The organism is Photobacterium salinisoli, assembly GCF_003614885.1.
GTDB lineage: Bacteria > Pseudomonadota > Gammaproteobacteria > Enterobacterales > Vibrionaceae > Photobacterium > Photobacterium salinisoli.
Genome location: NZ_QZMS01000015.1, coordinates 189,911 through 208,339, shown reverse-complemented (window position 1 = coordinate 208,339; position 18,429 = coordinate 189,911). Strand labels below are relative to the sequence as shown.

Below are 18,429 nucleotides of genomic sequence, written 5' to 3'. Positions count from 1 at the left end.
CGTTCCACAAAATATTGAAATCAAAATATCCAGCAGGAGAACAACATGTTTACATCAAAAGAAGGTCAAGCGATTCCACAAGTTACTTTCCGTACCCGTCAGGGCGATCAGTGGGTCGACGTAACCACCGATGAGCTGTTCAGCAACAAAACCGTAGTCGTGTTCAGCCTGCCAGGCGCGTTCACGCCAACCTGCTCATCCAGCCACCTGCCGCGTTACAACGAGCTGGCTTCTGTCTTTGCTGCACACGGCGTGGATGACATCCTGTGTGTATCTGTCAACGACACTTTTGTAATGAATGCCTGGAAAGCCGATCAGGACGCGGAAAACATTACTTTCATCCCGGACGGTAACGGCGAGTTCACTAAAGGCATGGGCATGCTGGTACAGAAAAACGACCTGGGCTTCGGTGACCGTTCATGGCGCTACAGCATGCTGGTGAAAAACGGCGTTGTCACAAAAATGTTTATCGAGAACGACGAACCGGGCGACCCGTTCAACGTTTCTGACGCTGATACTATGCTGAACTATATCGCCCCTGACCATAAACTGCAGGAGTCGGTTACCATTTTCACTAAACCGGGCTGCCCGTTCTGTGCCAAGGCGAAGCAGAACCTGATCGACAAAGGTCTTCAGTTTGAAGAGGTTATCCTGGGTAAAGATGCCACCACGGTAAGCCTGCGCGCTGTCTCTGGTCGCAGCACAGTGCCTCAGGTCTTTATTGGTGGCAAGCACATCGGCGGCAGCGAAGAGCTGGAAGCCTACTTGGCTTAAGCCATTCCCCAAGGCAGGGCTGAACGCCCTGCCAGATTGCACACCGTTGAACTGAATGTCGTTGGAGAGAAAAGATGAAAACCTTAACCGTGGATGTGGCCGTCATTGGTGGTGGTACGGCTGGCCTGGGTGCTTACCGCGCCGCCAAAGCGCACACTGACAGCGTAGTCATGATCGAAGGTGGCCCATACGGCACCACCTGTGCCCGTGTGGGTTGCATGCCATCGAAATTACTCATTGCCGCTGCCGAAAGCGTCCACAACATTGAAAAAGCCCCCGCCTTTGGTGTTCATCCGCAAGGCGAAATTCAGATCAACGGCCGCGAAGTCATGGACCGGGTCAAACGTGAGCGTGACCGCTTCGTTGGTTTCGTGCTGGAGAGCGTCGATGAGATTCCGTCAGAAGACAAAATCAGCGGCTATGCCAGATTTGTTGATAACACCACACTTGAGGTCGACGGCCACACCCGTATTGAAGCCAAGCGGATTGTGATTGCCACCGGCTCCCGTCCGGCCTATCCCGGCGCATGGAATGAGCTGGGTGACCGCATGGTGATCAATGATGATGTCTTTGACTGGGAAGATCTGCCGGCCTCGGTGGCGGTATTCGGTCCGGGTGTGATCGGACTGGAGCTGGGTCAGGCGCTGCATCGCCTCGGGGTTGAGGTCAAGATCTTCGGTCTCGGCGGTCAGGTCGGTCCGCTGACAGACGATGAAGTCATGGCGTATGCCAATACTGCACTCAATGACGAGCTGTACCTGGATGCCGATGTCAAAGTCGAAAGCATGAAACGCATCGGCGACCGCGTTGAGATTCAGTTCCTCAATAAATCAGGCGAGCTGGAAACTCAGACGTTTGACTATGTGCTGGCCGCGACAGGTCGTCGCCCGAACACAGATAAGCTGGCGATTGAAAACACAGATATGGAACTGGATGAGCGCGGCGTGCCGGTCGCCGATCATTTCACTCTGCAAACTTCGGTCGCATCAATTTTCATTGCCGGTGATGCCAGCAACCAGTTGCCTTTGCTGCACGAAGCTGCCGATCAGGGCCGGATAGCCGGTGACAATGCCGGCCGCTTCCCGGATATTCGCGCCGGGCTGCGTCGTTCGAAAATTTCCGTGGTGTTCACCGAACCACAAATTGCGATGGTTGGCGAAAGTCGTCGCGAGATTACCGAGCGACTGGGCAACTGCGGCTGCTTCGAGGTCGGGACTGTCTCGTTCGAGAACCAAGGCCGCTCGCGGGTGATGCTGCGCAATAAGGGCATACTGAACCTGTACGGCGAACATGGCACCGGCCGTTTTCTGGGAGCCGAGATGATGGGGCCGAATGCTGAACATCTGGCGCATTTACTGGCCTGGGCACACCAGAGCAAGATGACAGTGGCGCAAATGCTGGACATGCCCTTTTACCATCCGGTGATCGAGGAAGGTGTCCGTACCGCACTGCGTGATCTCAACGCCAAACTGCATCTGGGGCCAGAAATGATCAAACACTGCATGGACTGCGGCCCCGGCTGTTAATGAAATCCAAATAGCACTGACGGGAAAGCAAAAGCGCCGGATAACCGGCGCTTTTTTATTAACTCGCAGACAGTGTGAATATCAGGCGACATTCACGCTCGGAATCACATGCTGCTGATCTAATCTGACTTCCAGTGCCACCTCGTCACAGGCATGCTGACGAGGACACATATCGCAGTCTTTCATGACTTTCTCCGGCAGCAGCGATTTTGAAGTCGGAATAAACTCCTGCTTCATGAAAAATTCAGGCACACGGGTCAGCACAAACACCCGCTTGATGGCCATCTGGCTGGCTTTTTCCAGCAAATGCTGAATCAGTGCCTTACCCTGCCCCTGGTGTTGCCAGCCCGCCTCTATACCCAGTGAGCGGATTTCCGCCAGCCCAGAGTCGTAGACATAAAGCGACGCACAACCTGTGACCACCCCCTGCGTTTCTGCCACGGCAAATGAGCCGATATCACGCACCAGTTCATTACGCGGCCGCGGCAGGTTCTCGCCCAGTCCGGCCCAGTAAGCCACCATACCTTCAATGGCATCAAGATCCGTCAGCCGCGCTCCCCGCACTTTCACACCCGGCGCATGGCGTTTCGACAAACGTTTTTCCGTCTGGGAAAGGGCGTGATCAACCTGATTCGGTGCGACACCGCCGAGGGCACAGCGTTTCTCCAGACAGGACTCAATCGTCAGAATCGGATACACATCCTCCGCAATCACAGGCGAGAAGGCTTTCATCTCCTCCAGTGACAGCTCTTCCAGCGCACAGCCTTTTTCGATAGCCGCGACGACAGCCACGCCCACGATATGGTGTGCTTCACGGAAAGGAATACCTTTGGCTACCAGGTAATCGGCCAGCTCAGTGGCATTCGAATACCCCTGCATCGCCGCTTCAAGCGTCCGATCTTTATTGACCTTGATACCGTCAAAACACAGCGCAGCCATTTCCATGCATTCATGCCAGGTGTCCAGTGCGTCGAACAAGCCTTCTTTGTCTTCCTGCATGTCTTTGTTGTAAGCCAGCGGCAGCGCTTTGACTGTCATCATCATGCCTGCCAGTGAACCGTATACCCGGCCACACTTACCACGGATCAGCTCCAGCGCATCCGGGTTCTTTTTCTGCGGCATCAGGGAAGAACCTGAAGTGACAGTATCGGCCAGCTCAATGAAGTTAGACTCGCCCGAATTGTAGAAGATCATGTCTTCTGCCAGCCGCGACAAATGCAGCATGGAAATCGACGCCGTCGACAACAGCTCCATCACATGATCACGGTCCGACACAGAGTCCAGACTGTTACGGGTTGCCCGGTGGAAACCCAGACTGTGAGCCAGAGCTTCACGGTCAATCGGGTAAGCCGTACCGGCCAACGCACCAGAGCCCAGCGGACAGGTATCTAACCGGTGCAGCGCATCACTGAGACGAGAATGGTCCCGTTCGAACATTTCCACATAAGCCAGACACCAGTGGGCAAAAGTCACCGGCTGAGCACGCTGCAGGTGGGTATATCCCGGCAGCACAGTGGCCTGATGTTCTCTGGCCACTGTGGTGAGCTGGCTTTGCAGATGGTCCAGCATCATGAGTAACTGATGTCCTTGCTGACGGCACCACAGTTTGAGATCGGTCGCCACCTGATCGTTACGTGAACGGCCGGTGTGCAGCTTTTTGCCCAAATCACCCACGCGGTGGATAAGCTGTTGCTCAACCCAGCTGTGGATGTCTTCGGCGTCAGACTGGAGGATCTGTTGCGGATCCTCCATCACAGCCAGCTTGAGCTCATTAAGTGCCAGCTCCAGCTTCTGCTGCTCCTCTTCGGTCAGTACCCCGACCTGACGCAGTGCTTTGGACCAGGCCACCGAGCCAACGATGTCTTGCTCCGCCAGGCGGTAATCAAAACGCAGGGAATCGTTAAACTGCTTGAACCGAGTATCTGCTGCCTGACTAAAACGTCCGCCCCATAGTGCCATGGTACTTCTCCTTTGCTGTACGACCGACTTGCTCACATGTCTTTGTTAGTAATGCGCTTTACGCTAGTTAGATTATTTTTTCTGTTCGTTCAGGGCACGGATACGGCTTGCCAGCGAGTACAGGCGGATAAAGCCACCCGCATGGCTGTGGTCGTACACTTCGTCTTCACCGAAGGTAGCGAACTCTTCAGAATACAGGCTGTTTGGCGAACGTTTCTGAACGGCAGTTACCTGACCTTTGTACAGCTTCAGTACCACTTCGCCATTGACGTCCTGCGCCAGCTCATTCGCCGCGGCCAGCAGTGAACGGCACAGAGGCGTGAACCAACGACCATCGTAAATCAGGTGAGAAGCTTTCAGACCAATGCTTTCACGGAATTCAAACGACTCTTTGTCCAGTACCAGCTGTTCAACGGCACGCAGAGCTTCCATCATGATGGTGCCCCCCGGTGTCTCATAGCAACCACGGGATTTGATACCAACCAGACGGTTCTCGACGATGTCGATACGGCCAACACCGTGCTCGGCACCCTTCTTGTTCAGGTACACCAGAGCTTCATACGGCGACATGGCTTTGCCGTCTACCGCCACAATTTCACCTTTTTCGATCAGTACAGACACTTCTTCCGGGGTGTTCGGGGCATCTTCAGGATCTTTAGTCCATACCCAGCACAGTTCATTAGACTGATTCCAGGTGTTTTCCAGTACGCCGCCTTCGGTTGAAATGTGCCAGGCATTCGCGTCACGGGAATAAATTTTTTCCAGCGTTGCCGTAGTTGGAATCTTACGCTCGGCCAGGTAATCAAGCAGGGCTTCACGGCTGCGCAGATCCCATTCACGCCACGGGGCAATCACAGTCAGTTGTGGTGCCAGGGCCGCGTAGGCACTTTCAAAACGCACCTGGTCGTTGCCTTTACCGGTGCAACCGTGACACAGGGCATCCGCCCCCACTTCCAGCGCACATTCAACCTGCGCTTTGGCGATAATAGGACGGGCCATTGAGGTACCCAGCAGGTATTTACCTTCATAGACAGCGCCGGTTTTCAGGCTTGGATAGATATAGTCTTTGACCATTTCTTCTTTCAGATCGGCGATATAACAAGCCGATGCACCTGAAGCCAGAGCCTTCTCTTCAATCCCGACCAGTTCCTCTTCACCCTGGCCCACATCGGCCACGAAGGCAATCACTTCACAGTCATAGTTCTCTTTCAGCCATGGAATGATGGCCGAAGTATCCAGACCGCCGGAATATGCCAATACAACTTTACTCACCTTGCTCATTGTTACTCTCCTTTGTTGCCTGCTCGACGGTCTACCCGTTCAGGCGATATCAATCTTTACTGTTTGAAACATCAAACGAAATAAGGGTAATTTTTATATCCAAACGCCGGTTTGCCGCCAGCGTTTGTACTCAATTCTGCTGGTTCAGAGCACAAATCGGGTGCCGATTTGCTCACCGTCAAACAAATTCACCAACTGCTCAGGGTAACGCCAGCCTGCAATTTCAACTGAACGCCCCAAGCCTTTGGCTGCCTCAAACGCGGCTTTCACTTTGACAATCATGCCATCGGTAATCACGGCCTGCTGGATCAGCGCATCCGCCTGAGGCTCGCTCAAAGAGGCAATCAGATGCCCTTTACCATCCAGCACGCCACTGACATCCGACAGCAACACCAGTTCGGCATCCAGCGCCGCGGCCACGGCCACCGCCGCCTGATCAGCATTCACATTCATCAGCTCACCGTCCGCCGTGAGGCCAATCGAGCTGACAATCGGCAGATAACCTGCCGCTATGATGCCGGACACTAAGTGGCTGTTTCCCGGGGCGGCTTTGCCGACCGCACCCAGCTCAGGGTCCAACTCAGTAACCTGACACAAACCACCGTCTGCCAGGCTTAATCCCACGGCTTTCACGCCGGACTTGATGGCCTGGCCCTGCAGCATTTTATTGGCCGTCCCCGCCAGCGCGCCGGCAATTACGCCAATTTGGTCAGCTGGAGTCACACGTAACCCCTGCTTTTTAACCGTTGGCAGATTCAGTTTTTTCATCAGGTCATCGACCAGATAGCCGCCGCCATGGACCAGCACCAAAGGCCTGTTGGCCTTAGCCTGATAGGCATTGATGGCACCAAATACTTTTTCCAGCGTGTCGGTGCACGACAGCACTGCTCCACCCAATTTGATTACTAACGGCGACTGTTCCATCCCGGTTCTCCTCTCAACAGCCAGACTTAACCAACCAACGCAGTCAATGGCGCAAAACCATTGCGAATATTTATGCATTGCATCGCCTGAGACGATGCGCCTTTTAATAAGTTATCGATAGCCGACGTGACAATTACATGCTGTCCCTGCACTTTCCAGCCGATATCACAGAAGCAAGTATTCACCACATCCTGCAAACGTGCTGCGTTATTGCCTAAAAGCCGCACCGCCTGATTCCCCGGCTGGTTATAGGCCGCTTCCATCGCTGCCGTCACTGCTTCAGGGCTCGCCCCGGGTGCCAGCTTGGCCGTAATAGTGGCCAGAATGCCCCGTTTGAAATTGCCCAGATGCGGGGTAAAGATGACATCTGTCCCCAGGTGCGCGGAAATTTCCGGTTGATGACGATGGGTAAAGACACCGTATGCCATCAGGCTGACTTCGCAAAAACTGTTGGTCATGCTGGCTTTCCGGCCTGCACCTGACACACCGCTGACGGCATTAATTACCGGCCATTGCTGGGTATCGAGCAAGCCCGCGGCCAGCAAGGGTTTCAGAGCCAGCTGCGACGCCGTCGGATAACAGCCGGGTACAGCCACTAACTGGGCGTGCGCTATCGATTCAGCATTCCACTCCGCCAGACCGTAAACAGCCGCATCCAGCCAGTTCGCATGCTGATGCGTGAAACCGTAATACTGAGTATAGAATTCATCGCCCTTCACCCGAAAAGCACCTGAAAGATCAAACACCTGACAGCCAGCAGCCAGGAAAACAGGCGCCAGGCCATGGCTGACTTCATGCGCTGTTGCCAGCAGCACAATATCGGACGCCTGTGCCACCGCGGCCACATCCGTCAAAGGTTGCAGTGGCAGATCAATCTGCCCGCGCAACTGGCCATGCAGTTCACTGATCGCCTTATTCGCGTCCAGACTGTTTTCTGACACATAAAGCCCTGCCAATTGCAGATGCGGGTGCTTATGGACCATAGCGGCCAGCTCTGCGCCGGTATAACCGCTGGCACCAATGATAGATGTGTTCAACATATTGGATCCCGTTGTCATCGTTGTGAAATTCACTATCAAGAAAATATGATTGCTGTGTTCAGCGCGTGGCGCCGGGCAGGCGCAAGAGAAAGGTGCCAGAGGCACCAGGCGATAGAGACTTAGCGTCGTCGGAAGGAATACTGCTTGTAATTCATCGCCTGGTTCATACTACTACTGATAGCCTCTGGTCATTCGGATAAAAGAGTTGTTAAACGTGATTCTTTGGTAAGAAAGGTTCGAGCGAACCCTGCAATTGCAAAGAATATTTTTATTCACTTATTATGAATTTTTATATTTACCTTTTCCTGCCTTTTGTGTCAAGAGAAGCAGAAGAAAAAATGCCTTATCTGGCGCAGAGGCAGTGTTAAAGCGCACGCTGAAACTGTAAAGGTAAAGAAAGTAAATTACAGGAATGAGACACACAGCGCCCTTATGCGGGATAAACTGATGGGATTTTGGTCTAAAAAGGGTGCACTTATTGACCTTTTGCCCCAATGAAGGCTAGATTGTTGGCTACGCCTTGGCGATTGGATGTAACAAAATTACGATATGGATGCGATATGAACGAAAAGTACAGTGCGTTAAAAAGCAATGTCAGTATGCTTGGTCACTTGCTGGGTAATACAATCAAGGACGCCCATGGCAGCGAACTGCTCGAGAAAGTAGAAACCATTCGGAAACTGTCTAAGTCGGCCTGCGCCGGCAACAGCGATGACCGGGAAAAACTGATCACAGAGTTGCAGAACCTGCCGGACGATCAGTTGCTGCCTGTGACTCACGCGTTCAGTCAGTTCCTCAACCTCACCAACATCGCCGAGCAGTACCATACGATTTCTCGCCATTGCGAGGAGCTGGTATGTAATCCGGATGAAATGGATTCGCTGTTCGCCAAACTGAAAGACGAAAAGATCGGCGAGCTCGACTCGTTGCAAGCGGTCCGCGATTTGAATATCGAACTGGTGCTGACAGCCCACCCGACCGAAATTGCACGCCGCACCATGATCCACAAGCTGGTGCAAATCAACAAATGCCTGTCTAAACTCGAGCTGAGCGAACTCTCTCACCGCGAACGACAGAAAGCCGAACGCCGCCTCGAGCAACTGATCGCTCAGGCCTGGCATTCCGACGTGATCCGTAAACAACGCCCCAGCCCGCTTGATGAAGCCAAGTGGGGATTTGCCGTGGTTGAAAATTCACTGTGGCAGGCGGTTCCGGAATTTCTGCGTCAGTTCGATGAGAAACTGCACCAGCACCTTGGTGAGAGCCTGCCGCTGGACGCTGCACCGGTCAAGTTCTCGTCCTGGATGGGCGGCGACCGTGACGGCAACCCGTTTGTGACGGCTGAAATTACCCGTGAAGTCTTACTGCTGTCGCGCTGGAAAGCCGCCGACCTGTACCTCAATGATATTCAGGAACTGGTCAGCGAGCTGTCTATGGTCGAGTGCAACAGCGAAGTGCGCGAACTGGCCAATGGTGCCCACGAACCTTACCGTGAAATCATCAAAGGCTTGCGGACGTTACTGACTCAGACCCGTGATGTACTCGATGCCCAGATTAAAGGCAGCGACAGCGTACCGAAAGTCGCTATCCTGGAAGACATCGATCAGTTGTGGCAACCACTGCATGCCTGTTACCGCTCACTGCACGAGTGCGGCATGTCTATCATTGCCGACGGGTTACTGCTTGATACCCTGCGCCGTATTCAGTGTTTCGGCGTCCACCTGGTGCGCCTGGATATCCGTCAGGAAAGCACACGCCATTCGAATGCCATTTCTGAACTGACCCGCTATCTGGGCCTGGGCGACTACGACCAATGGAGCGAGCAGGACAAAGTGGCTTTCCTGGTTCGTGAACTGGCGTCAAATCGTCCCCTGCTGCCCCGTAACTGGCAGCCATCGGAAGCGGTACAGGAAGTGCTCGATACCTGCCGTGTCGTGGCCGAGCAGCCGCGTCAGGCGCTGGGCGCTTATGTCATTTCCATGGCGCGTACCGCCTCGGATGTGCTGGCGGTCCATTTGCTGCTGAAAGAATCCGGCTGCACCTTCCGTCTGGATGTCTGCCCTCTGTTTGAAACTCTGGACGACCTCAATAATGCAGAGTCTGTCATTACCCAGCTGATGAACATCGACTGGTACCGCGGTTTCATCCAGAACCACCAAATGGTGATGATCGGCTATTCTGACTCTGCAAAAGATGCCGGTGTCACCGCAGCAGGCTGGGCGCAGTATCGCGCGATGGAAGCCCTGGTCAATGTGTGTGACGAGGCAGGTGTTGAACTGACCCTGTTCCACGGCCGTGGCGGCAGTATTGGCCGTGGCGGTGCGCCTGCGCACGCCGCCCTGCTGTCTCAGCCTCCACGCAGCCTGAAAGGTGGCTTACGGGTCACCGAGCAAGGCGAGATGATCCGCTTTAAGCTGGGTCTGCCTGACGTGGCCGTCAACAGCCTGAACCTTTACGCCAGTGCCATACTGGAAGCCAATCTGCTGCCGCCCCCGGCACCTAAACAGCAATGGCGTGATGTAATGGACGTGCTGTCAGATGTCTCTTGCGAGGCCTACCGTTCTGTCGTGCGTGGCCATGACTCCTTCGTGCCTTATTTCCGCGCGGCAACGCCAGAAATGGAACTGGGTAAACTGCCGCTGGGCTCACGCCCGTCCAAGCGGAACCCTCAGGGCGGCGTAGAAAGCCTGCGCGCCATCCCGTGGATTTTTGCCTGGAGTCAGAACCGTCTGCTGCTGCCAGCCTGGCTGGGCGCCGGTAAAGCAATTCAGCATGTCATCGATCAGGGCCATTCTGAGCTGCTGGAAGAAATGTGCCGTGAATGGCCATTCTTCTCTACCCGACTAGGTATGCTGGAAATGGTGTACAGCAAAACCAATATCCAGATTGCCGAATACTATGATCAGCGGCTGACCGATAAGAGTTTATGGCCGCTGGGACAGGAACTTCGCGATCAACTGCAACACGATATCAAGGTAGTTCTCAACGTGGAGAACAGTGACCACTTGATGGAGCAGGATCCCTGGGGGGCCGAATCTATCCGGCTGCGCAATGTGTATGTTGAGCCACTCAACATGCTGCAGGCGGAATTACTGCACCGTACCCGCCAGCAAGAGAGCGAGTCGCCGATTCTGGAAGAAGCCCTGATGGTCACCATTGCCGGTATTGCCGCCGGTATGCGCAATACCGGTTAATATTTCGGCTCTTCGTGACATGAAACAGGCCACCTTCTGGTGGCCTGTTTTTTTGTCCGTAATTTAGACAGCATATCTTTATTTCTTTCTACTAAGGTCTATATGAGTGCTGTGAATCAATTTGATTGAAACTTTGTGCACTGCGCGCAGTCTACATTATTGGACGAGCGTCACAAGATAAGTAATTGCTCACTGTTCATCATAGAATATTTATGCTTCCAGTGGTTGCAGAGAATAAATTGATGATATCCTATGTGATCTCGACCGGGCACTGCAACAAGACGATTATAAAAACGCCTCAGAGCGGAAGGGTAACGTTATGCCTGGTCGGTTTATTTTTTTGTAGTATTTTAACGGATAGAAGAGATGTCACTACCACACGTCATATTGACCGTGCTGAGTTCGCGCGATGCGACCGGCTACGACATAACAAAAGAGTTTTCTCACAGTATCGGCTATTTCTGGAAAGCCAGTCATCAGCAGGTTTACCGTGAGCTAAACAAAATGGCCACCAACAATCAGGTTACCTGCAAACTGGAACCTCAGGAAGGCAAGCCGGATCGTAAGGTCTACTCTATTACTGATCTGGGCCGTCAGGCACTGTTTGAGTGGTTCCAGGAGCCAGCCCGCAATCCGACCATCCGTGATGAATTCTCTGCCAAACTACTGGTTTGCGGTGTTCACAACTCACTGCCTATGCAGCGCCAGTTGGAAGCACTGATCGAGGAATCACACACCCTGATGAACCATTACCACGAGCTGGAAAAAGTCCATTTCGCCAATTACAAAGAAATGGATCGTCAGTCGCGCCTCGATCGCCTGACACTGCGCCGCGGGATCCATAACCGACAGGCTTGGATCGACTGGGCAGAAGAAGTTCTGGTGGAGCTGCAAGATATCGACAGCGCCGACAGCAATGTCGCCATGGCCGCTGAGTAACCCTGCAGACCCGATACTCAGGCATCATTGACTTATCGGCTCCTGCCACTCACGGGCCGATTCGTCAGTTGCCAGCCAGATACAAAAAAAGCCGCAATGCGGCTTTTTCTTTTCCTGTCCGATACAGCAATCAGGCAATGACGTCAGCTTCGGCGCGCACCCCTAAGGTATGGCAGATAGCATAAGTCAGCTCAGCACGGTTAAGGGTATAGAAGTGGAAATCTTTGACACCCTCACGGCTCAGTACCCGCACCATATCAATCGCATTGCTGGCACCTACCATCTGGCGGCTCAGTAAATCGTCATCCAGCCCCTGGTATTGCTTCTCTAGCCAGTTAGGGATTTTCACATTATTGGCCTGCGCGAAGCGCTTGGCCTGCTTCATGTTCACCACAGGCAGGATACCCGGGACGATTTCAACATCAATACCGGCGGCCACACAGCGGTCGCGAAAGCGCAGGTAGCTTTCAACATCAAAAAAGAACTGAGTAATGGCACGGCTGGCACCGGCATCGACTTTACGCTTCAGGTTAATCAGATCGGCCTGCGCACTTTTTGCTTCCGGATGCACTTCAGGGTAAGCCGCCACAGAAATGTCGAAATCCGCTTCCGCACGCAACAGCTCGACCAGATCGACCGCATACATGTCCGGCTTACCGCCCTGTGGCGGTAAATCGCCCCGCAGCGCTACGATATTGCGGATCCCGTTTTTCCAGTAATCACGGGCGATGGAACGCAGTTCATCACGCGTGGCATCGATACAGGTCAGGTGAGGTGCAGCCAGCAGGCCGGTCTGCTCTTTAATATCTTTGATGATAGAGTGAGTACGGTCTCGTTCGCCTGAGTTGGCGCCGTAAGTCACAGACACGAACTTAGGTTTCAGCGTCTTCAGACGATGGATGGATGACCAGAGGGTTTCTTCCATCGCAGGTGAACTTGGCGGAAAGAATTCAAATGATACATTGATGGCACCGTTCAGATCGGCGATGTTTTGATTTAATGCATCCAAGTGACTGGCGTAAGAATAACCCATAATTGAAACCTTCCTGCTGCTGGCCTGCGGCCTTCCCTCTGAACCCTGACGCCAAATAACCATTTAGACGTCTATATGTCCACAGGATGTCTTGTAACCAAATTAATGTCAACCGCATGAACATGAATTTTTCTCAACATCAAGATCCACTTTATTCAAGTCCAGAGTTTTACTATGCCGATTGCCCGCCAGGCAGCACTAATGCTGGGAAAAAACCAAAACAGTAAACAAAAAGGGCAGCTCAAGGCTACCCTTTGGATCTATCTCATAACGGGAAAATCTTACAAAAGCCGGGCCAGTCGGTTCAAATCCGACAGTAATGCCCCAGCGGTCACATCCCTGCCCGCACCAGGGCCGCGGATAACCAGCGGGTTGTCGCGGTACCAGCGGCTTTCAATCGCAAAGATGTTGTCGCAGGGCAACAGGTTCGCCAGCGCGTGCTCAGGCTCCAGCGCTTCCAGGCCCACCACGGCGTGACCATTTTTGTCCAGACGGGCGATATAGCGCAGCACTTTTCCCTCTCGCTTTGCTTTGCTCAGGCGTGCCTGCAAACGCTCATCAAGCACATCACTGTGCTCAAAAAAAGCGTCCAGGCTCAGGGCTTCCAGCTCTTCGGGCACCAATGACTCAACTTTGACCTGCTCCGGCTCCAGTGCCAGGCCGGATTCACGCGCTAAAATGACCAGTTTTCGCATCACGTCGCTGCCGTCCAGATCGTGACGCGGATCCGGTTCTGTCAGCCCCTGCTGCCAGGCCTGTTCAAGCAACTGGCTGAATGGCTGGCTGCCGTCGAACTGCTGGAACAGCCAGGAAAGTGTGCCCGAGAAAATGCCGGAGACGGCAATAATCGTATCTCCGCTGTCGCGCAAATCTTTGACCGTATGATTGACCGGCAACCCGGCGCCCACAGTGGCGTTATACAGCCAGTGGCGGCTGCTTTTCTCGAACGCATCGACCACAGCGCGGTAGACTTTGCCTTTTGCTGAGCCGGCAACTTTGTTGGCAGAGATCAGATGCAAGCCGTGACTGGCAAATTCCGGATAGCGCTCAGCCAGACTTTTGCTGGCAGTAACATCCAGCACCACCAGTTCATCATAGTCATGCTGGCCTGTGGCCGGCAGCCAGTCCGTACCGTCTATGGCTTCATCATCAAACCGGCTTAGTGCCTGAAGCGGCTCAATGCCCTGCAGATCCAGCCAGTAGCGCCGGCTGTCAGCCACCCCTATCAGGGTAAAGCTCATGCCGTGACGTTTTTCCAGCGCCACTTTTTCTTCTTCCAGCAATTCCAGCCAGCGGCTGCCGATATTGCCCTTACCGCACAAAATCAGACCGATACGTTTTTGCGCCTGGAACAGATTTTGGTGAATCAGCTGAACCAGGGCTTGGGTATCGGCCTGACGCAGTACCGCCACCAGGCTCAGCCCGGATTCGGCTTCCGCAATAAATTCGACCGGCTGGCCCTTGAGTTGCTGCTGGAAACCATGACAGTGCACAGGGTTGATCACCACCCCGGCCCCTACTGCGGCAACCATAGTAAAACCGTCGCGCAAACGGATCTCGGCCGGTAAGCCGCTGTCCTGCAGCAGTGCCAGCACCCCATTGGCCACTTCGGCGGTATACGCCAGCAGAATCTGCCCTTTATCGGTTTCAATTGACTGAGCCAATGGGATCAGCTGCGCTTTGGGCAGCAGAGTTGCCAGCTCGCGCTCCACCTGCTCCAGAGTCTGGGCACGTGAGACTGACAGCTCCAGCAGACAGACGTCATCCAGAGAGGTAATGATTTTGGCGCCGCGACCCGATGCCAGTACCCTTTCTACCCGGGTAGAGCCAGATTCCGGCTGCAGACTGCAGCGCAGCGTCAGGTCGATGTCACTCTGGGCGACAGGCTGAAGCGTGCGGCTGTGCAGCACAGGCGCTGCCAGACGGGCCAGCTCGTCGGCCTCATCAAGACGCAGCAGCGGCAATAAACAGGCATCACTGACCAGCCGGGGATCCGCACTGTAGACACCGGCGACATCGCTCCAGATGGTCACCCGGCTGACACCGGCCAGAGCGCCGATGACAGTGGCGGAATAATCCGAACCATTGCGTCCCAGCAGCACGGTTTCTCCGGCTTGATTGCTGGCCATAAAACCTGTGATCACCATGCGATGGCCACTGTGCTGCGCCAGTTCATTTTGCAGCAGCGGCAGTGAACGGCCACGGTCAACTTCCGGCTGCGCGGCGCGTTCGGCACGCAGGAAGCGCCGGGAGTCCAGCGCACGTGCCGCCATACCCTTGTGTGCCAGCAGCGCGGCCAAGAGCCGGGAAGACCACAATTCGCCGTGTCCGAGTACCCAAGCGTGTCTGGCCGGGGTGATATCACTGTCGGTGAGCTGGCCCAGCTCGCTGAATTCAAGGTGTAGCGAGGTCAACAATTCATCCGCTGTTGTCTCATCAAGCAGTTCTTCGATCAGGTGCTGCTGAAAGGTGCGTAAATCTTGCAGGCTTTCATGCGCCAGCCGGCCATCCTTGCTCAGCAAAGACAGCCACTGAATCAGCCGGTTGGTTGTTTTTCCGGCCGCCGAGACCACCACAAGATCCTCAGCGCTGGAATATTGCTCCAGAATATGGGCGACATTATGGTAACAGCTTGCATCCGCTAAACTGCTGCCGCCAAATTTGTGCAACTGACGTTTCAGGGTCATTCACTGATCTCCGCCGCTTTGGCAAAGGCCTGGGCCAGATCGGCAATCAAATCATCGGCATCTTCCAGGCCCACAGACAGACGCAGCAGTGACGGCAAAATACCGGCCTCGCGCTGCGCCTCATCCGACATGGCACGGTGGGTCATACTGGCCGGATGCGCAATCAGGCTTTCCGTGCCGCCCAGTGACTCAGCCAGAGAGAAATCATTCAAAGCCGCCACAAAAACGTCCAATTGCTGCATGCTGCCAGCCAGCTCAAAACTCAGCATGGAGCCAAAGCCTTTTTGCTGCCGGGCAGCAATCTCATGACCAGGGTGATCAGCCAAGCTGGGGTGGTAAATTTTACCCACCAGCGGCTGGGTTTGCAGATAGGCCAGCAACCGGGCGGAATTTTCTTCATGGACACGCATACGCGCCATCAGAGTACGCACACCACGCAGGGTCAGGTAGGCATCAAACGGTGCGCCAGTGGCGCCGATACAGTTGGCCCACCAGGACAAGTTCTCGGCGTGATCGCTGTCTTTTGCAATCAGCACCCCGCCCACCACATCGGAGTGACCATTGATATATTTAGTGGTGGAATGCACCACAAAGTCTGCGCCCAGCGCGATGGGCTGCTGCAGCGCCGGCGAGAGGAAAGTATTATCCACCGCGACCAGCGCCCCTGCGTCGTGCGCCTGCTGGCACAGCAGCTCGACATCAATCACCCGCAACAACGGGTTGGACGGCGTTTCGACCCACACCAGTTTCGGTTTTCTGGCCAGCGCTTCAGCCAGCGCCTGAGGGTTGCCCTGATCGACAAAAAGTACCTTGAAGTCACCTTTACCGGCACGGGTATTGAACAAGCGGTAAGTGCCGCCGTAGCAGTCATGAGGTGCCACAACCAGATCATCCGGCCCCAGTTGTGCCGTTGCCAGCAGGTTAATCGCCGCCGTGCCGCAGCTGGTCACCACACCGCCTGCCCCGCCTTCCAACTCCGCCAGGGTGTCTGCCAGTAAATTACGGGTTGGGTTACCTGAGCGGGAATAATCGTATTGAGGTAAGGTCCCTAATTCAGGGAAGCCATAGGTTGAGGTCAAGTAAATAGGTGGCACCACTGCACGAAATTGCTGATCGGTTTCAATCCCGCTGCGAACAGCGATAGTAGCTGTTTTCTTGTCACTCATGTAATTTGCTTCCTTGTTTCTGGGACCAGGTCAGAGGCCGACGAGAGTAAGATGCCTCAACCTTAGCGAGATTTAAAAAAGACGTCAACACTTCTAGACGTCCATATGTCTTTGCTTGTGGCAGTAAATGCCGCTAAAATTCCCCCCATACAATATTTCAAAACCCTATATCGCTGAGAAGGTAAACAATGGCAAAGTGGAACGGTGAGTACATCAGCCCTTATGCGGAACACGGCAAGAAAAATGAGCAGGTCAAGAAAATCACTGTCTCTATCCCATTAAAGGTGTTGAAAATCCTCACAGATGAACGCACCCGCCGTCAGGTAAACAACCTTCGCCACGCCACCAACAGTGAACTGCTGTGCGAGGCATTCCTGCATGCCTATACAGGTCAGCCACTGCCAACGGATGAAGATATCCGCAAAGATCGTCCTGACGATTTGCCGGCAGAAGCCAAGGCCATCATGGACAGCCTGGGCATTGAGTACGAAGACATCAACGAATAATCAACATAGCGCCCTGAGATAAAAAAAAACCAGCCATATGGCTGGTTTTTTCAATCATAAGCACACACTGTGTGTCATTACACTTCCATGTAACCCACAGGCATTTCGATACGGGCAACGCCGGATTCCACAGCCGCAACCGCGACCGCTTTAGCGACCCGAGGCAACAAACGCGGATCCATAGGTTTAGGGATAATATAGTCAGGACCGAACTCCAGCTTATCCACCCCTGCGGCTTTGGCAACTTCTGCCGGAACCGGTTCTTTGGCCAGTTCACGAATAGCATTAACCGCAGCCAGTTTCATTTCATCGTTAATCTCGCTGGCACGCACATCCAACGCACCACGGAAAATAAACGGGAAACAAATGACGTTATTGACCTGGTTCGGATAATCCGAACGGCCGGTTCCCATGATCAGATCATTGCGAACCGCATGGGCCAGCTCTGGTTTAATTTCCGGATCAGGGTTTGAACAGGCAAAGACGATCGGTTTGTCAGCCATCAGTTTCAGCGACTCAGGCGCCAGCAGATCCGGGCCGGAAACACCGACAAAGATATCCGCGCCTTCGATAACATCTTCCAGGGTGCGCTTATCTGTGTTGTTGGCAAACAGTTGCTTATACTCGTTGATATCATCACGACGGGTGTGAATCACACCTTTGCGATCCAGCATGTAGATTTTTTCACGCTGCGCGCCGCATTTGATCAGTAGCTCCATACAGGCGACGGCCGCTGCGCCGGCGCCCAGGCAGATGATCACCGCTTCTTTGATATCTTTGCCCTGTAGCTCCAGTGCGTTCAGCATACCGGCAGCCGTAACAATTGCCGTACCGTGCTGGTCGTCATGGAACACAGGTACCTGACAACGCTCAATCAGGCGTTTTTCAATCTCAAAACAATCGGGGGCTTTGATATCTTCCAGGTTAATACCGCCAAAGGTGTCGGCGATATTGGCCACAGTATCAACAAACTCGTCGATAGTGCGGTGCTTCACTTCGATATCAATTGAATCCAGGCCAGCGAAACGCTTGAACAGCAGGGCCTTGCCTTCCATGACCGGCTTAGAAGCCAGCGGACCAAGGTTACCCAAGCCAAGAATGGCCGTACCATTGGTAATAACAGCAACCATGTTGCCTTTACCTGTGTACTTATACACATTCTCTGCATTCTGGGCGATTTCACGCACCGGCTCAGCCACACCAGGGCTGTAGGCCAGAGCGAGATCTTCTACTGTATTCGCAGGCTTGCTTAGTTCAACCGAAATTTTCCCGGGGACAGGGTAAGCATGATAGTGAAGTGCTTGTTGACGAAAATCTTCAGACATAATTATTAGAATCCTGAATGGATGGATGTTCTGTTCGGTTCGGTATTGAACAATCAATCATATTCGATAGCAGCA

Annotated in this window: 13 protein-coding genes; 5 read left to right on the top strand and 8 right to left on the bottom strand. The window is 53.8% G+C overall.

Going from position 1 to position 18,429, the window contains the following annotated elements:
* Positions 1-45 precede the first annotated feature (45 nt).
* Together D6M16_RS20680 and D6M16_RS20675 are read left to right on the top strand one after the other, a co-directional pair.
* Positions 46-774, top strand: a complete 729-nt coding sequence (locus D6M16_RS20680) for a glutathione peroxidase (protein WP_120513773.1) — start codon at positions 46-48, stop codon at positions 772-774.
* A 74-nt stretch (positions 775-848) separates the two neighbouring features.
* Complete coding sequence (locus D6M16_RS20675; RefSeq protein WP_120513772.1) at positions 849-2,300, top strand: dihydrolipoyl dehydrogenase; 1,452 nt, start codon at positions 849-851, stop codon at positions 2,298-2,300.
* Positions 2,301-2,381: 81 nt separating this feature from the next.
* Here D6M16_RS20675 and argH read toward each other — a convergent pair whose 3' ends face one another.
* The 4 genes from argH to argC all read right to left on the bottom strand — a co-directional run bounded on the left by argH (position 2,382) and on the right by argC (position 7,504).
* Entirely contained in the window at positions 2,382-4,259 is a 1,878-nt protein-coding gene (gene argH, locus D6M16_RS20670) for an argininosuccinate lyase (protein ID WP_120513771.1), read from the bottom strand.
* Between the two features lie 72 nt (positions 4,260-4,331).
* A complete protein-coding gene (locus D6M16_RS20665; protein ID WP_046220339.1) occupies positions 4,332-5,540 on the bottom strand; it encodes an argininosuccinate synthase in 1,209 nt (402 codons plus the stop codon).
* Between the two features lie 144 nt (positions 5,541-5,684).
* Positions 5,685-6,464: an acetylglutamate kinase gene (argB, locus tag D6M16_RS20660; protein ID WP_120513770.1), complete on the bottom strand. Its 780-nt coding sequence runs from the start codon at positions 6,462-6,464 to the stop codon at positions 5,685-5,687.
* A 26-nt stretch (positions 6,465-6,490) separates the two neighbouring features.
* On the bottom strand, positions 6,491-7,504 hold the full coding sequence (gene argC, locus D6M16_RS20655; protein WP_120513769.1) for an N-acetyl-gamma-glutamyl-phosphate reductase: 1,014 nt from the start codon (positions 7,502-7,504) through the stop codon (positions 6,491-6,493).
* Between the two features lie 560 nt (positions 7,505-8,064).
* Here argC and ppc point away from each other — a divergent pair.
* Both ppc and D6M16_RS20645 read left to right on the top strand, forming a co-directional pair.
* Complete coding sequence (gene ppc / locus D6M16_RS20650) at positions 8,065-10,698, top strand: phosphoenolpyruvate carboxylase (RefSeq protein ID WP_120513768.1); 2,634 nt, start codon at positions 8,065-8,067, stop codon at positions 10,696-10,698.
* A gap of 366 nt (positions 10,699-11,064) precedes the next feature.
* A complete protein-coding gene (locus tag D6M16_RS20645; protein WP_120513767.1) occupies positions 11,065-11,637 on the top strand; it encodes a PadR family transcriptional regulator in 573 nt (190 codons plus the stop codon).
* A gap of 130 nt (positions 11,638-11,767) precedes the next feature.
* Here D6M16_RS20645 and metF read toward each other — a convergent pair whose 3' ends face one another.
* The 3 genes from metF to D6M16_RS20630 all read right to left on the bottom strand — a co-directional run bounded on the left by metF (position 11,768) and on the right by D6M16_RS20630 (position 16,523).
* Positions 11,768-12,670: a methylenetetrahydrofolate reductase gene (gene metF / locus D6M16_RS20640; RefSeq protein WP_120513766.1), complete on the bottom strand. Its 903-nt coding sequence runs from the start codon at positions 12,668-12,670 to the stop codon at positions 11,768-11,770.
* A gap of 281 nt (positions 12,671-12,951) precedes the next feature.
* Positions 12,952-15,357 (bottom strand): bifunctional aspartate kinase/homoserine dehydrogenase II, encoded by a 2,406-nt coding sequence (locus D6M16_RS20635; protein WP_120513765.1) that lies wholly within the window; start codon positions 15,355-15,357, stop codon positions 12,952-12,954.
* Entirely contained in the window at positions 15,354-16,523 is a 1,170-nt protein-coding gene (locus D6M16_RS20630) for an O-succinylhomoserine (thiol)-lyase (RefSeq protein WP_120513764.1), read from the bottom strand. Before D6M16_RS20630 ends, D6M16_RS20635 begins: the two co-directional genes overlap by 4 nt.
* Positions 16,524-16,711: 188 nt before the next feature.
* On the opposite strand from D6M16_RS20630, the gene metJ reads away from it, so the two are divergent.
* Complete coding sequence (gene metJ, locus D6M16_RS20625) at positions 16,712-17,029, top strand: met regulon transcriptional regulator MetJ (protein WP_027250617.1); 318 nt, start codon at positions 16,712-16,714, stop codon at positions 17,027-17,029.
* Between the two features lie 77 nt (positions 17,030-17,106).
* Here the strand turns inward: metJ and D6M16_RS20620 are convergent, their stop codons facing one another.
* Entirely contained in the window at positions 17,107-18,354 is a 1,248-nt protein-coding gene (locus tag D6M16_RS20620) for a malic enzyme-like NAD(P)-binding protein (protein ID WP_120513763.1), read from the bottom strand.
* Positions 18,355-18,429 lie beyond the last annotated feature (75 nt).

Coding starts and splice junctions, on each gene's coding strand:
- D6M16_RS20680 (WP_120513773.1), top strand. CDS start 46: ATGTTTACATCAAAAGAAGGTCAAGCGATTCCACAAGTTACTTTCCGT.
- D6M16_RS20675 (WP_120513772.1), top strand. CDS start 849: ATGAAAACCTTAACCGTGGATGTGGCCGTCATTGGTGGTGGTACGGCT.
- argH (WP_120513771.1), bottom strand. CDS start 4,259: ATGGCACTATGGGGCGGACGTTTTAGTCAGGCAGCAGATACTCGGTTC.
- D6M16_RS20665 (WP_046220339.1), bottom strand. CDS start 5,540: ATGAGCAAGGTGAGTAAAGTTGTATTGGCATATTCCGGCGGTCTGGAT.
- argB (WP_120513770.1), bottom strand. CDS start 6,464: ATGGAACAGTCGCCGTTAGTAATCAAATTGGGTGGAGCAGTGCTGTCG.
- argC (WP_120513769.1), bottom strand. CDS start 7,504: ATGTTGAACACATCTATCATTGGTGCCAGCGGTTATACCGGCGCAGAG.
- ppc (WP_120513768.1), top strand. CDS start 8,065: ATGAACGAAAAGTACAGTGCGTTAAAAAGCAATGTCAGTATGCTTGGT.
- D6M16_RS20645 (WP_120513767.1), top strand. CDS start 11,065: ATGTCACTACCACACGTCATATTGACCGTGCTGAGTTCGCGCGATGCG.
- metF (WP_120513766.1), bottom strand. CDS start 12,670: ATGGGTTATTCTTACGCCAGTCACTTGGATGCATTAAATCAAAACATC.
- D6M16_RS20635 (WP_120513765.1), bottom strand. CDS start 15,357: ATGACCCTGAAACGTCAGTTGCACAAATTTGGCGGCAGCAGTTTAGCG.
- D6M16_RS20630 (WP_120513764.1), bottom strand. CDS start 16,523: ATGAGTGACAAGAAAACAGCTACTATCGCTGTTCGCAGCGGGATTGAA.
- metJ (WP_027250617.1), top strand. CDS start 16,712: ATGGCAAAGTGGAACGGTGAGTACATCAGCCCTTATGCGGAACACGGC.
- D6M16_RS20620 (WP_120513763.1), bottom strand. CDS start 18,354: ATGTCTGAAGATTTTCGTCAACAAGCACTTCACTATCATGCTTACCCT.